Annotated in this window: 12 protein-coding genes; 5 read left to right on the plus strand and 7 right to left on the minus strand. The window is 63.8% G+C overall.

Annotated elements, in window-relative coordinates; genetic code table 11:
* The first annotated feature begins 104 nt into the window (after nt 1-104).
* Complete coding sequence (locus JMY29_RS11020) at nt 105-1,190, plus strand: S-(hydroxymethyl)mycothiol dehydrogenase (RefSeq protein WP_018777779.1); 1,086 nt, start codon at nt 105-107, stop codon at nt 1,188-1,190.
* Entirely contained in the window at nt 1,187-1,825 is a 639-nt protein-coding gene (locus JMY29_RS11025; protein WP_189075500.1) for an MBL fold metallo-hydrolase, read from the plus strand. The genes JMY29_RS11020 and JMY29_RS11025 overlap by 4 nt, the downstream gene beginning before the upstream one ends.
* 9 nt (nt 1,826-1,834) lie before the next feature.
* Here the strand turns inward: JMY29_RS11025 and JMY29_RS11030 are convergent, their stop codons facing one another.
* The 4 genes from JMY29_RS11030 to JMY29_RS11045 form a co-directional block, all read right to left on the minus strand.
* On the minus strand, nt 1,835-4,162 hold the full coding sequence (locus tag JMY29_RS11030; RefSeq protein ID WP_189075499.1) for an FdhF/YdeP family oxidoreductase: 2,328 nt from the start codon (nt 4,160-4,162) through the stop codon (nt 1,835-1,837).
* 84 nt (nt 4,163-4,246) lie between these two features.
* A complete protein-coding gene (locus JMY29_RS11035; protein WP_018777782.1) occupies nt 4,247-4,996 on the minus strand; it encodes a lipoate--protein ligase family protein in 750 nt (249 codons plus the stop codon).
* Complete coding sequence (locus tag JMY29_RS11040; RefSeq protein WP_189075498.1) at nt 4,996-5,799, minus strand: thioesterase family protein; 804 nt, start codon at nt 5,797-5,799, stop codon at nt 4,996-4,998. The genes JMY29_RS11035 and JMY29_RS11040 overlap by 1 nt, the downstream gene beginning before the upstream one ends.
* 31 nt (nt 5,800-5,830) lie before the next feature.
* On the minus strand, nt 5,831-6,319 hold the full coding sequence (locus JMY29_RS11045; protein WP_039241714.1) for a DedA family protein: 489 nt from the start codon (nt 6,317-6,319) through the stop codon (nt 5,831-5,833).
* 80 nt (nt 6,320-6,399) lie between these two features.
* Between JMY29_RS11045 and JMY29_RS11050 the strand changes: the two genes are divergently transcribed.
* On the plus strand, nt 6,400-7,380 hold the full coding sequence (locus JMY29_RS11050) for a coiled-coil domain-containing protein (RefSeq protein WP_189075497.1): 981 nt from the start codon (nt 6,400-6,402) through the stop codon (nt 7,378-7,380).
* Here JMY29_RS11050 and JMY29_RS11055 read toward each other — a convergent pair.
* Nucleotides 7,377-8,882 carry an FAD-dependent oxidoreductase gene (locus tag JMY29_RS11055; RefSeq protein ID WP_189075496.1) on the minus strand — a complete coding sequence of 502 codons (1,506 nt, stop codon included), beginning with the start codon at nt 8,880-8,882 and terminating at the stop codon, nt 7,377-7,379. The two genes, JMY29_RS11050 and JMY29_RS11055, sit on opposite strands and share 4 nt — an antisense overlap.
* A 67-nt stretch (nt 8,883-8,949) precedes the next feature.
* Nucleotides 8,950-9,441 carry a DNA alkylation repair protein gene (locus JMY29_RS11060; RefSeq protein ID WP_039241721.1) on the minus strand — a complete coding sequence of 164 codons (492 nt, stop codon included), beginning with the start codon at nt 9,439-9,441 and terminating at the stop codon, nt 8,950-8,952.
* Nucleotides 9,442-9,501: 60 nt separating this feature from the next.
* Here JMY29_RS11060 and JMY29_RS11065 point away from each other — a divergent pair, with 60 nt between their 5' ends.
* Together JMY29_RS11065 and JMY29_RS11070 are read left to right on the plus strand one after the other, a co-directional pair.
* Nucleotides 9,502-10,590 carry a PDDEXK nuclease domain-containing protein gene (locus JMY29_RS11065; RefSeq protein ID WP_189075495.1) on the plus strand — a complete coding sequence of 363 codons (1,089 nt, stop codon included), beginning with the start codon at nt 9,502-9,504 and terminating at the stop codon, nt 10,588-10,590.
* 43 nt (nt 10,591-10,633) lie between these two features.
* The gene (locus JMY29_RS11070) at nt 10,634-11,977 is read left to right on the plus strand and encodes an HNH endonuclease (RefSeq protein WP_374757495.1); all 1,344 of its coding nucleotides are present in this window, start codon (nt 10,634-10,636) and stop codon (nt 11,975-11,977) included.
* A gap of 5 nt (nt 11,978-11,982) precedes the next feature.
* On the opposite strand, the gene JMY29_RS11075 is transcribed toward JMY29_RS11070, so the two are convergent.
* Nucleotides 11,983-13,098: an ABC transporter ATP-binding protein gene (locus tag JMY29_RS11075; RefSeq protein ID WP_055976093.1), complete on the minus strand. Its 1,116-nt coding sequence runs from the start codon at nt 13,096-13,098 to the stop codon at nt 11,983-11,985.
* Nucleotides 13,099-13,134: the final 36 nt, after the last annotated feature.

Here is a 13,134-nt window from a genome sequence, read left to right on the forward strand (position 1 = left end):
TCCGCACACTGTCTGCCACCTGTGATAGACAGAATGGGAATCCGTAGCGGGCCCTGCTGCATTAACCGGGCCCGCCCTCCGCGAGCCCGAAGGGAACCACTCCAATGGTCCACGCAGTCAAAGGCGTCGTCGTCCGCTCCAAAGGCGCACCCGCAACCCTCGAAACCATCCTTGTGCCCGAACCCGGCCCCGGCGAAGCCCTGGTGGACATCCTCACAAGCGGCGTCTGCCACACCGATCTGCACTACAAGCTCGGCGGCATCAGCGACGACTTCCCCTTCCTGCTGGGCCACGAAGCAACCGGCGTGGTCAGCGCGGTCGGCCCTGACGTCACGGAGGTAGCCCCCGGTGACCGCGTTGTCCTGAACTGGCGTGCCGTCTGCGGCAACTGCCGCGCCTGCAAGCGCGGTCAGGCCCAGTACTGTTTCAACACCCATAACGCCACCCAGAAGATGACCCTCGAAGACGGCACCGAACTCTCCCCGGCGCTGGGCATCGGAGCCTTCATCGAAAAGACCTTGGTCGCCGCGGGCCAGTGCACCAAAGTAGACCCCGACGCCGACGCTGCCGCCGTTGGACTGCTCGGCTGCGGTGTCATGGCAGGGCTCGGCGCAGCCCTGAACACCGGCGGAGTCAAACGCGGCGATTCAGTCGCCGTCATCGGTTGCGGTGGCGTGGGTGTCGCAGCCATCGCCGGCGCCGCGCTCGCCGGCGCCACCACCATCATCGCCGTGGACATCGACGCCAAGAAGCTCGAACGCGCCAAGGACCTGGGCGCCACGCATACCGTTGATTCCTCCGCAGGGGACCCCGTCGAGGAAATCCGTGCTCTCACCGGCGGCTTCGGCGCAGATGTGGTGATCGACGCCGTCGGACGTCCCGAAACCTACAAGCAGGCCTTCTACGCACGCGACCTGGCCGGCACCGTCGTCCTTGTCGGCGTTCCCACGCCGGAGATGACCCTCGAACTGCCCTTGCTGGACGTTTTCGGCCGCGGCGGGTCCCTCAAATCCTCCTGGTACGGCGACTGCCTGCCGTCCCGCGATTTCCCCATGCTGGTGGACCTCTACAAACAAGGCAAGCTGGACCTGGATGCCTTCGTCACCGAACGCATCACCATCGACCAGGTGGAAGAGGCCTTCGACAAAATGCACCACGGCGCCGTCCTGCGATCGGTGGTTGAACTGTGAGCACCGATAGCCTCAGCATCAGCAACGTCGTCACTTCCGGAACCTTCTCCCTGGACGGTGGCACCTGGGACGTGGACAACAACGTCTGGATCATCGGCGACGACTCCGAATGCATCGTCATAGACCCCGCCCACAACCCTGCCGCGATCTTGGACGCCGTGAACGGCCGCACGGTCACAGCAATCCTGCTCACGCACGGACACGACGACCACATCAGCTCGGCAGGCGAATTCCGCGACCTGGTCAAAGCACCCATCCACCTGCACCAGGACGACTGGATGCTGTGGGAAACGGTGTTCCCCGGGCAGAACCCTGACGCTGCCATCACGGACGGCCAGGAGTTCACTGTGGCCGGTACACAGCTCACGGCAATCCACACGCCCGGTCATTCACCCGGCTCGGTGTCCTTCCACCTGCCCAGCGAAGGCACGCTCTTCAGCGGAGACACCCTTTTCCAGGGCGGACCAGGTGCAACAGGGCGTTCCTACAGCGACTTCCCCACCATCATCGAGTCCATCAGGACCAAACTCCTGACACTGCCCGAAGAGACCGTTGTCCGCACGGGCCATGGCGACACCACCACCATCGGCGCGGAGAAACCGCATCTGGATGAATGGATAGCTCGCGGCCACTGACACTGCGCCTCAACCCTCCTTGCCGGCCGCCCCCTCGAACTCCGGGGCGGCGGCCGGCTCAAGGCGAATAATCACCGACTTCGAAGCAGGTGTGTTGCTTTCGTCTGCTGTCGAGTCCAGCGGGACGAGAACGTTCGCTTCGGGGTAGTACGCAGCCGCGCAGCCCCTGGCGGTCGGGTACGCAACCACCCGCAGTTGACGGAGAACCCGGTCCACGCCGTCGTCGGCCTCGCTGTGAACGTCCACGTAGGAACCGTCCTCATGACCCAACTCCCCAAGGTCCTGGGGATTGACGAACAGAACCATGCGCCCCTTCCTGATACCCCTGTAGCGGTCGTTCAACGAATACATCGTGGTGTTGAACTGGTCATGGGACCGGATGGTCTGCAAAATCAGCCGCCCTTTCGGCAGCTCGATGGTCTCCAGATCATTGACCGTGAACATGGCCTTTCCGGAGGGGGTCGGGAACGTCCGGCTGTCCCTGGGTCCGTGCGGCAGAACAAAGCCATCTTTCTGGCGAATACGGTCATTGAAGCCGTCAAAACCTGGCACAACGTGCGCGATATGGTCGCGGATGGCGTCGTAGTCGGACCGCAAACCCGACCAATCAACCGGCACCTTGGCGCCAAGGACCGCTTCAGCCAAACGGGTAACAATGGCGACCTCGGACATCACGCCGGCAGCGATCGGCTCCAACGTACCGGCGGAGCTGTGCACCGCGCAGACCGTGTCCTCCACAGTGACGAACTGTGCAACCCCACCCTGCCGGTCTATCTCCGTGCGTCCCAAAGCGGGCAGGATCAGCGCCTGCTCACCAACCACCACATGTGACCGGTTCAGCTTGGTGGAGATCTGCACGGACAAGCGCGTCCGCCTGACGGCTTCCTCCGCCACTGCGGTGTCCGAAATCGCGTGGACGAGGTTGCCACCGAGCGCCACCAACACTTTGATCCTGCCGTCCCGCATACCGCGGATGCTGTCCACTGCGTCAACGCCGGGATTCCGGGGCGGATCGAAGCCGAACTCATCCCGCAGGGCGGCAAGGAACCGTGGTGGCATCTTTTCCCAAATGCCCATGGTCCGGTCGCCCTGGACATTGCTGTGGCCCCTGATGGGAGACGGACCGGCTCCCGGCTTGCCGATGTTACCGCGCAGCAGCAGGAGGTTAATGATCTCTTTGATGGTGGACACGGCCTTCTTATGCTGGGTCAGCCCCATGGCCCAGGTGATGATGACTTTTCCGGCGTGGAGGTAGCTTCCAGCGAGTTCATCGATTTCGTCACTGCTCAGCCCTGTCGCGGCAAGGACTTCGCTTTCGCCCAGTGTTGCCAGGTGCGCGGCAAAACCCACGAAACCCTGGCATTGGGTATCGATGAAGGCCCTGTCCAGGACTGTCCCGGGCGCCGCGCTTTCAGCATCAAGGACCCGCTTGGATACTGCTTGCAACAACGCCATGTCGCCGGCCAAGCGGATCTGCAGGAACTGGTCCGCCAGGTCCGTGCCCTTTCCAACCAGGCCCCGGGGACGCTGGGGGTTCCGGAAATTGATCAGGCCCGCTTCCGGCAGGGGATTCACGGCCACGATCTTCGCGCCCGCCTGTTTGGCCTCTTCCAACGCGGTCAGCATCCGTGGATGGCAGGTGCCCGGGTTCTGTCCCATGATGATGATCAAGTCCGATGCCGCGAAATCCTTGTACGTAATCGCTGATTTGCCTACACCGATCGTCTCGCCCATGGCAACGCCAGTGGACTCGTGGCACATATTTGAGCAGTCGGGAAGGTTGTTCGTCCCGAATGCCCGTACGAACAGTTGGTAGAGGAAGGCGGCCTCGTTGCTGGTCCGCCCGCTCGTATAGAACGTAGCCTGGTCCGGCGACTCAAGGGCGTTCAACTCCTGTGCGATGATTCCGAACGCCTCGTCCCAGCCAATGGGCACATACCGGTCCGCGCCTGCAGCTTTGTACACCGGTTCCACCAGACGGCCCTGCTGGCCGAGCCAATACTCCGGCCGGTGCGCCAACGAAGCCAAGGTATTTTCCGCCCAGAAAGCGGCAGGGATCCTGAGCGGCTCCGCCTCCCAGCCGATGGCTTTGGCGCCATTCTCACAAAATTCAGCGCGTTTGCGTTCGGGTGGATCGGGCCACGCACAGCTCATGCAGTCAAAGCCGTCTTTTTGGTTGACAGCCCGGAGTGTCTTCCAGGCCCTCACCGGCCCCATGGACGACATGGCGTGCGGCAGTGTCTCAGTCAAGCTCGGCAAACCACCAGCGGACCGTTTGGGTGTACCGACGCTCAGTTCCGCGTCGGAATCCTCTATGGGATGCTGTTTCCGGCCCATCGCTACACCGCGATTCGCGTGATTGGGTAACTGATCACCCCAGCCTAAACCCGGCGTGCAACAGGCTCAACGAAGCTGAGGCGGTCAACCCGCAAGACTGCGGAAGTCGCCGTCGACCACGTCCGCATAACCGCGGTAAGCCTCGACGACGGCGGCCTCCACGGTGGTGACATCCAGATGCGGCACCAGATCATTGGCAGCGCCGGCAGTTGCCGGGTCCCACTCCAGGCCGAGTGCGCCGTAACTGGCTGTGAGCACGTCCCGGATGGGCCCGGAGTTTTCCACCACGATCACCGAACTGAACAACCAGCCGCCGGAGACCACCCGCTGGGCGGTGCCGATGAGCTTGATCCGGTGGGCGGGAAAATCAGGGTCCTCGCCGTGCACGCTGAACTCACCCGGGCAGTACTCCCCCGGGATCTCGCCGACGGCGGCATGGACGCCAACGCTGCGAAGGGCACTGGCCAGCAGCTCCCCGAACTCCGCGAAGCGCGCCTTTGCACGGACAATGGCGTCCGGATGCGGCTCGATGTGGTCTATCACCAGGCTGCCTTGGTGATACGCGGCAGCACGGCCGCCTGCCTTGCGTATGAGTGGTTCGAAGCCCAGCTCCCGGCAGGCTGTTTCCGCAGCGGCGAATCCCGGCAGGTTGGCGTCCCGCTGGCCGAACGCGACCGTGGGTTCGGGACGGTACAAGCGAAGGGAAGGGCCCAGCTGGCCACCGCGGGCACGCTTCAACAGTTCCAGGGCAAAATCGAGGTCGCCGGCAGCTCCGAGGGATTCCTGTTGCCGGTAAACCGTGAGCTGCTTGCGGGTTTCGGCGGCTGCCTGCATCAGCTTTTCCTCAGCGTCAGGATCTGCTCGGCCCTGCCGAAGGGCCCGTGGACGTCATGAAGGACCGTGGAGGTCAACCCGATTCCATCGGCGCCAAACGAGACCTTGTTGTCCAGGCCCAGCCATTCGCCGGAGGGCGAGCGATACATGTGGATCTGCAGGTCAACGTTCGGGAAGATGTAGCTGTCTTCGCCAGGCGGAACACGTGCCGCAATACCGTTGGCAGTATCCACGAGGCCCATCAGCCTGGCCAGGTCCGTGCTGTCCGCCTGGTCCGTCAGCGGATGGGACGTCCGGATCCAGACCTTTCCCGAACCGGGTCGGTGCCCCTCGGCAAGACGCATCTCCAGGGACCGGATATACCCGCCTGGCCAAACACTGGCACCATCCCAGGGCTTGCATTCGTCCGGGGCAGGCAGGGGTTCGTCCTCCACCGCCGCAACCGCGCTGGTATCGCTGGTGATCATCCGCCAGGCCGCAGCCCGAATGGCCACGCGACCGGCTGCTGAAAGTTCAGCCTGAATCAGTTCGATGGTCTTTCCCGGCCTCAGCGTCGAGGTGGTGACCTGAAACTCGCCACCGGGGATGAGGCCCAGGATTTCATAGCTGATCCGGGCAAGACGGACATCGTCCCTGGGCTCATACCGAACCAGGGCATCGGCGAGGATGCCCGAGGCCGGTGCCATGTGTTGTTCGTGCGGATTCCAGGCGCCTTGGGCGTGGATCGTCGAGCGGAAACGGCCATCACCCAATGATTCGTAGTAGAAATCACCGTCCGCCAGTTCCGGTAATGCAGTAGTCAATCCGAGCCTTTCGCCGATCCAGCAGTAGAACTCAGACCACTGTATCCGCTGATTTGCGTGCCGCCCGACGCCTGCGGATCACAACTACCCAGACAACCGCGGCAGCCACCACAACCAAGCCGATGGCCGCTCCAAGCGGCGATGTTGCGGCGACAGCCAGCCATGCCTCAAGCGCTGCGAGCCCAATGGTCGCATAGAGGAAAGCCCAGATCACCGATCCCGCTATGGCGGCCGGCAGGTAACGCCTCAGTGGCATGCGCGCCACTCCGGCGGCCAGGTTGATGGCCGTCTGCAGGCCGATGGTCAGGAAAGAAAGAACGACGGCGTAGGGTCCCCATCGCTGTATGAGGGCTTGGGCGCGGGCCGCTTTGGGCCGCTCCAGCGATGCGCCGAAACGGGTATGGGAAAAGCCGGCAACCGCCCCACGACCAATCCAGTACGTGACATTGACACGGATCATGACGATGGCGAACAGCGCTGCCAAGGCGACGCCGAAGGGCAAACTCATGATCTGGTCCACTCGACTTAGGCTACCCTAAGCCCGGGCGCTTCGAAGATTCGCTCACGGCAACAGCAGTAACGGAACCCTAGGATGGATCCATGGATCTCCATGAGGCCGCCCAGGAGCTGTACGCCGTGCTGCCTCGCGACTTCACCTCCGCACGAACGTCGTTGGTGCGCGCGGCCAAAGAAGACGGTAACAAGGAACTCGCACAAGAGATTGGCCGCCTGCCCAAGCCGGCCGCCGGCGCCTGGGCCATCAACATGCTGGCGGCCCACAGGCCGGAGGTGATTGACGGCGTCGTGCGTTTCGGCGCATCCCTGCGCGCCGCCCAGGAAGAATCGGATGCCGCGGCGTTCCGCGAACTCAGCCAGCAGCGGCAGGGGCAATTGACGTCCGCCGTCCACGCCGCAAAGGATCTTGCCGATGAATTGGGCGCGCCACTGAGCGCGGCCGCGGCATCGGACGTGGAACAAACGCTCAGGGCAGCCATGGCCGACGCCGGAGCCGCGCGGGCCGTAGGCACGGGGAGACTGGTGCGCGGGCTGAGCGGAAGTGGCTTCGAGTCCGTAGACCTGACGGACGCCGTCGCAGCGGCCTCTGCGGAGGACATCGCTGGCTCCGGCAGCGCGGCGGGGACCGAAGCAGGGCCGGCCGCGGAGCCAGTCCGGAAGAAAGCAGCTGCTGCCAAGGAAGCGGCAAACAAGGAAAAGGAACCGAAGGAACAAGCACCCAAGGAACAAGCAACTTCCCTGGCCGATCGCCGCGCGGCAAAACGTCAGGCTGCCTTGAAGCAGGCCCAGGACGAATTCCAGGCCGCCGACAGGGAGGCACAGGACGCCGAGAAGAAAGCTTCCGAGGCTTGGGAGGCCGTTAACGAACTGGCTCGCCGCCGCGCGGACGTCGAGGCGGAAATTGCCGAGGTGAAGAAACGCCTGGCGTCGCTGGAAGCCGACCTCATTGGCCTTGCGCGTGATGCGGACTCCGCGGAGTCCGGCAAGAAGCTCGCAGTCAGGACAGCAACCCAACTCCGACGCAGCGCAGACCAGGCCCAGCGCCGCGTCGACCGGCTTGGCTAGTCCTTCGCTTTCTTGCCCACCGTCTTGTCCAGGTCATGGGTTGCCGGCCCCTCAAGATATGTCCCTTCGGGCGTGAACCTTGAACCGTGAAGCGGGCAGTCCCATGATTTCTCGGCGTCGTTCCAGGTCAGCAGGCCGCCCAAGTGGGCACAGCTGGCGGAGACCATGCAGACCTTGCCGTCGACGGTGGAAACCGCGGCGGGTTCGCCTTTGTACAACCCGACGACGCCGGTCCCTTCGGGTGGATGCGTCTCGTCTGTAATTTCGGGGTTCTTCCTGACTTTCGCCTTATCTTCGATCATTCGTTTCGCGGTACTGGCGTTGAGCCTCACGGCTTGAAAGGCCCCTTGGGGTGACGTCACCCGGTGATGGATGGTGGTGGCCCAGTCGGACTGGCCACCCAGAATGTCAGAGGTGATGGACAATGCTGCGGCGACGCCGTTGCTCATCCCCCACTTGTTGTAGCCGGTGCCGAAGAAGATCCTTCCGCGCCCCCGGGGCAGCTTGCCGAAGAACGGCATGAGGTTGGTTGCCTGATAGTCCTGTGCCGACCACCTGTGGGTGACCTCGGCGCCGGGGTAGTGCTGGTTGGCCCATCCCAGCAGGTCATCGAGATGCGACTGCGGCGACATCGCGCGGCCCGCAGTGTGGCCGTATCCGCCAACCAGCAGCAACTCGCCGTCAGGAGCGGGATAGGTACGCTGGGACCGGGTGGGCGCGTCAATGGACAGGTACATCCCTTGGGGTATGTGGCCTGGCATGCGAAGGGCGGCCGCGTAGGAACGGTTGGGTTCCAGCTTGGCGAAGTACAGGCCGCGGTCAAGGATGGGCGTTCCCGTGGCCACCACAACAGTGTCGGCCGTAAACGTGCCCCGGCTGGTGGAAACCCCAAGGGGCAGTTCTGAGCCCACATTCCGGACCTGCACGCCTTCGACGATCAGGCCACCGTGTTCCCGGATATCAGTGGCGAGGGTCTCCAGGACATCCATGGGGTGGATCTGGGCCTGGTCTTCCAGCTCCAGCGCCTCCACAACCGGGAACGGCAATCCGGGATCGCGGCTGAAATGGACATCCAAACCCGCGTCCCGCGAAACGGCAGCTTCCTTCCGGAGCCGCTGGCCGCCGTCGTCCGTGGTGGCGAAGGTGACCGCGGTCCGGCGCTGGAAGGGGACGCCCTGCTGCTCCATGTACTGGGTGAGCCACGCCTGCCCCGTCTTGTTGGCTTCGACATAGGCCCGGACCACTTTGAGCGGATATTGGCCGCGCAGGGCCGACAACGCCCCACCTTGCAGGAGGCTCACTTTGCCCGTGGTGTTGCCGGTGGTCACCGCCCCCAAGGTGCGCGCCTCGAAGACCACCACGCGCTGACCGGAACGGGACAACAACAATGCCGCCACCATGCCCGTCAACCCGGCACCCACAACTATCGTGTCAAAGTGCTTTTCTTCGGGGACGGCATCGGATGCAAAGCGGGACTCCCTGTCCAACCACAGCGATTTCATGGATCGACCTGCCTCTCAATTCCGCTGGCACGCGGTAGGGAAACGCTAGGCCGGTCTCTGATGCTTATCAAGGGGTGGCAGCACCTGAGGCCAATGCCGCTGCTCGCCGAAGCTCAGGGTCGGGATCTTCAGCCCAGCGCTCCAGCACGCGTTCAGCGCGTTCCCTTGCCCGGCCTTCCAGCCGTGCCAGCAGCGGACCCACCACATCAGTGGCAAGCGGGTTCACCAGCTCCCTGGTGCCGGACTGCCTGATAAAGCCTTCGATCCGGGTGAGGTCTGTGTTAATGAGGACACCTACTTTGCTCTGCAGCAACACCACCGCGGCCAGACGGCGCTCAAAGACCGGCTGTTCCCACAATTCGGAGCTGAGCGCCGTGATCTCGTCATGGCCGAGGTTCTTGTAACGCTTCAGCGCATCCCGGATTGTCCCGCGAACGGCCCCCACGGAGGCGCCATACACTTTCAAGGCTTCGCCGAGACGCGCACTGGCCTCTTCTGCCCGCTCCCACGTCGATTCCATCTGCAGGGTGTAGTCCACGAATTCGCCAGCTTCACTCACCCGTCTATTTTGTCAGTGCCCGGTCTTAGCGTGATGACACCAGCAATCGACAGGAGCAACATGCCGTCCAAAGAGCTCGCAACCGAGGCCTCGTTTCCAGGCGTGCCGGCTGCGTCCTCCATGCCCGATTGGTACCCCACACTGCTCAACACCGTGGCCCGGGAAATCCGGGTGGGCAGGACCCGCGCCCAGGCCGCTGCCAACTCGGAGTTGCTGAACTCGTACTGGAGCATCGGACGCCAGCTCGCCGAGCGTGAATCCGAGCAAGGCTGGGGAGCAAAGGTGGTCACCCGCTTGTCCGCCGACATCCGCACCAGATTCCCTGAAGCCAAGGGCTTCTCCCCCAGGAACCTGCGCTACATGAAGAGCTTCGCCCAGGCATGGCCCGACTTTCCAATGTTGCAAGCGCCGCTTGCAACATTGCCCTGGTACCACCAGATCGCCTTGCTCGAAAAGCTCGACGACGCCGCAACGCGGCTTTGGTACGCAGCGGCGGCTGCCCGGCATGGCTGGTCGCGCAACGTGCTGACGCACCAGATCTCCACCCGCCTGCACGAGCGGTCAGGGCAAGCGATCACCAACTTCAAGGCCACCATGGTCCCCGCGGACTCGGACCTCGCCCAGCAGGCAACCAAGGACCCCTATGTCTTTGACTTCCTATCCATGACTGACCGTCACACCGAACGGGACCTGGAGCTGCAGTTGGTGAAGCACGTGGAGAAATTCCTTTTGGAACTGGGCCAGGGTTTTGCTTTTGTGGGCGAGCAGGTCCGGCTGGAGATTGCCGGCGACGAGTTCTTCGCCGACTTGCTGTTCTACCACCTGAAACTGCGCTGCTACATGGTGATCGAGCTGAAGGCCGTGAAGTTGGAGCCCGGCTTCCTCGGCCAGTTGGGTATGTACATGGCAGCGGTGGATGACCTCATGGCACACCCTGACGACAAACCCACGATCGGGTTGCTGTTGTGCAAGGAGAAAAACAGCGTCGTGGCCGAGTACGCCTTACGCGGCTTCAGCGCACCTGTGGGCATCGCGGAGTGGCGGACTTCCCTGGCCGACTCGTTGCCCGAGGAGTTGGTTGCGAGCCTGCCCAGCATTGAGGCCTTGGAAGCCGAGCTGGCAAGTGAGGCTGCCCGGCTACGGGGTTAGCCCGTCGGCTAATAATGTCGGTGCCTCCTGTCAAAGTAGGAACATGGGACGAAAGCCGGAGAGACCAGTGGGTGCAGGAGTCAGCGCCGCGCTGATGCCGGTTCCGTCTGACCGGGAGTTCCCCGCCGTTCCAGGCTCAGCCACTCCCAGCTCGATAAGCAGGGATCTGATCAACCAACTGCGGGTACTGGAAGACATGAAGTCGGCCATCTCGGGACTTCAGGCCAAAATCACTGTGGCCTTCGACCTTGCCCAACGCGCTGAGCAGGCTGAGGCCGGAGTCCCGGCTTCCGAGCGTGGCAAGGGTGTAGGCGCGCAAGTGGCGCTCGCCCGGCGGGAATCCCCAAACCGTGGCTCCCGACTCCTTGGCTTGGCCCGGGCATTGGTCACGGAGATGCCACACACCATGGCCGCCGTGGATGCGGGACTGTTGAATGAGTGGAGAGCCACCCTACTCGTCAAGGAGACCGCCTGCTTGTCCGTTGAGGATCGGGCGGCCGTGGATGAAGAGCTCGCGCCGGATACCGGAACCTTCGAAGGCGCCGGGGACAAGGCCATCATTGCCGCTGCTAAAGCCGCAGCCTATCGCCGTGATCCGCGTTCGGTAACCCAGCGGGCTGCCGCGAATGAGAGGACCGTGAGTCTGCGGCCGGCACCTGACACGATGACCATCCTGACCGCCCTGCTTCCGGTAGCCCAAGGCGTCGCAGCCTACGCGGCACTCACGCGGGCCGCCGACTCAGCCCGGTCCCGTCCTGGTGGTGAGCAACGCGGTCGGGGCCAAGTTATGGCCGACACCCTGGTTGAGCGGATCACCGGTTCATCCGCCGGCTATTCCGGGATTGACCTGCAGCTGGTGATGACAGACCGCACCCTCCTGGCCAACGACTCCGAACCGGCGCGGCTGACCGGCTATGGGGTTGTCCCCGCCCAGTGGGCCAGAGACCTTGTATCCACAACGAAGACCCTCGGCGATCCCGACAGTGATTTCCATGTTTGGCTTCGCCGCCTCTACACAGCCCCCGGCACCGGGGAGCTCATCGCCGAGGACTCGAGGTCCCGCTTCTTTCCGCAGGGAATGCGCCGCTTCATAGAGGTTCGTGACAACCTGTGCCGGACACCGTACTGCGACGCGCCCATTCGGCACATCGACCACATAGTCCCCTGGCGTCGTGGCGGATCCACCTCGTTGGACAACGGCGCCGGACTTTGCGAAGCCTGCAACCACACTAAAGAAAACCCGGGTTGGAGCAGCAAAACAGAGCCGGGCCGGAACGACACCGACTCCGTCCATACCTTGGAAGTCCGGACGCCCACCGGGCATAGCTACCGTTCCCAGGCTCCTCCCTTGCCGGGCCACCTGCGTGTCACGGCAGGTGGCACCTGAGCTGGCTACTCCCCTACAGGGAAAGCCACTCCTTCACCCACCACACGGAGGCAAAGTTCCGTGCCCGGCCTGGTGATCGACGCGTTCCAGTGCCGGATGGTAATGATCTCGCCACCGCCCGGGTAGCGATGGCTTTGGCCCTGCCCGGCCCCATCCAGGGCCGTGTAAGCGCCCAGCTTGATTCGCACCGTTGTTTCGGGGCCGAAGTAGTCGGTATCGACCACAACGCCACGGATCGGGCCATCCGGGGCAATCCGGATTTGTTCCGGGCGCAGCATGAGCTGGACCTTCCCCTGGGCCGGTGGTCGCCGGACGGCAATGCCACCGAGGGAACACGTCGCCAGGGAGCCCTCCATCCAAGCGTCGAGAATGACTGCTTCGCCCAGGAATTCTGCCGTGGCCCGGTCTGCCGGACGGGTGTACACCACGAAGGGGTTGCCGATCTGGGCCAGCCGCCCGCCACGCATGATGGCCACTTGGTCGGCGAAGGACAAGGCCTCGGCCTGATCGTGGGTGACCAGGATGGTGGTCACCCCTGCGGCGTTGAGAACTTTCGCCACGGCACGGCGGGTGGCCACCCTCAGGCCTGCGTCGAGGGCCGAGAAGGGCTCGTCCAGGAGCATCAGTTCCGGTTCGCGTGCCAGCGCACGGGCCAAGGCGACGCGTTGCTGTTGCCCGCCGGAGAGCTGATGCGGACGTCGCTTTGCCATGGCGGGGTCCAAGGAGACCATGTCCAACAGTTCTTCCACACGGGCCCGCACAGCCCGGCGGCCGCCGTCGAGCTTGCCGGCATCCAAACCGAAGGCGACGTTCTGTCCAACGGTCAGGTGCGGGAACAGTGCACCGTCCTGGGCAACGTACCCGACGTGGCGTTTATGCGCCGGGACCTTGACTCCTTCTCCCGCCACGGGAAGGCCGTTCAAGCTGATGGAACCGGTGTTCGGATGTTCGAAGCCCGCGATGAGCCGAAGCAACGTGGTTTTACCGGAGCCGGACGGGCCAACGATGGCGGTGGTCCCGCCGCGGGCGACCGAGAGGTTCACTCCTTTAAGGACAGCCTGGGAACCGAAATTCTTGGTGACCTCGGAAATGTCCAGGTGTGAGTTCGTGGTCGGGGCCACGGAGGGTGCCACCCGGGGCGACGGAAGTCGGGAAGG

The organism is Paenarthrobacter nicotinovorans, assembly GCF_021919345.1.
GTDB classification, from domain to species: Bacteria; Actinomycetota; Actinomycetes; order Actinomycetales; family Micrococcaceae; genus Arthrobacter; species Arthrobacter nicotinovorans.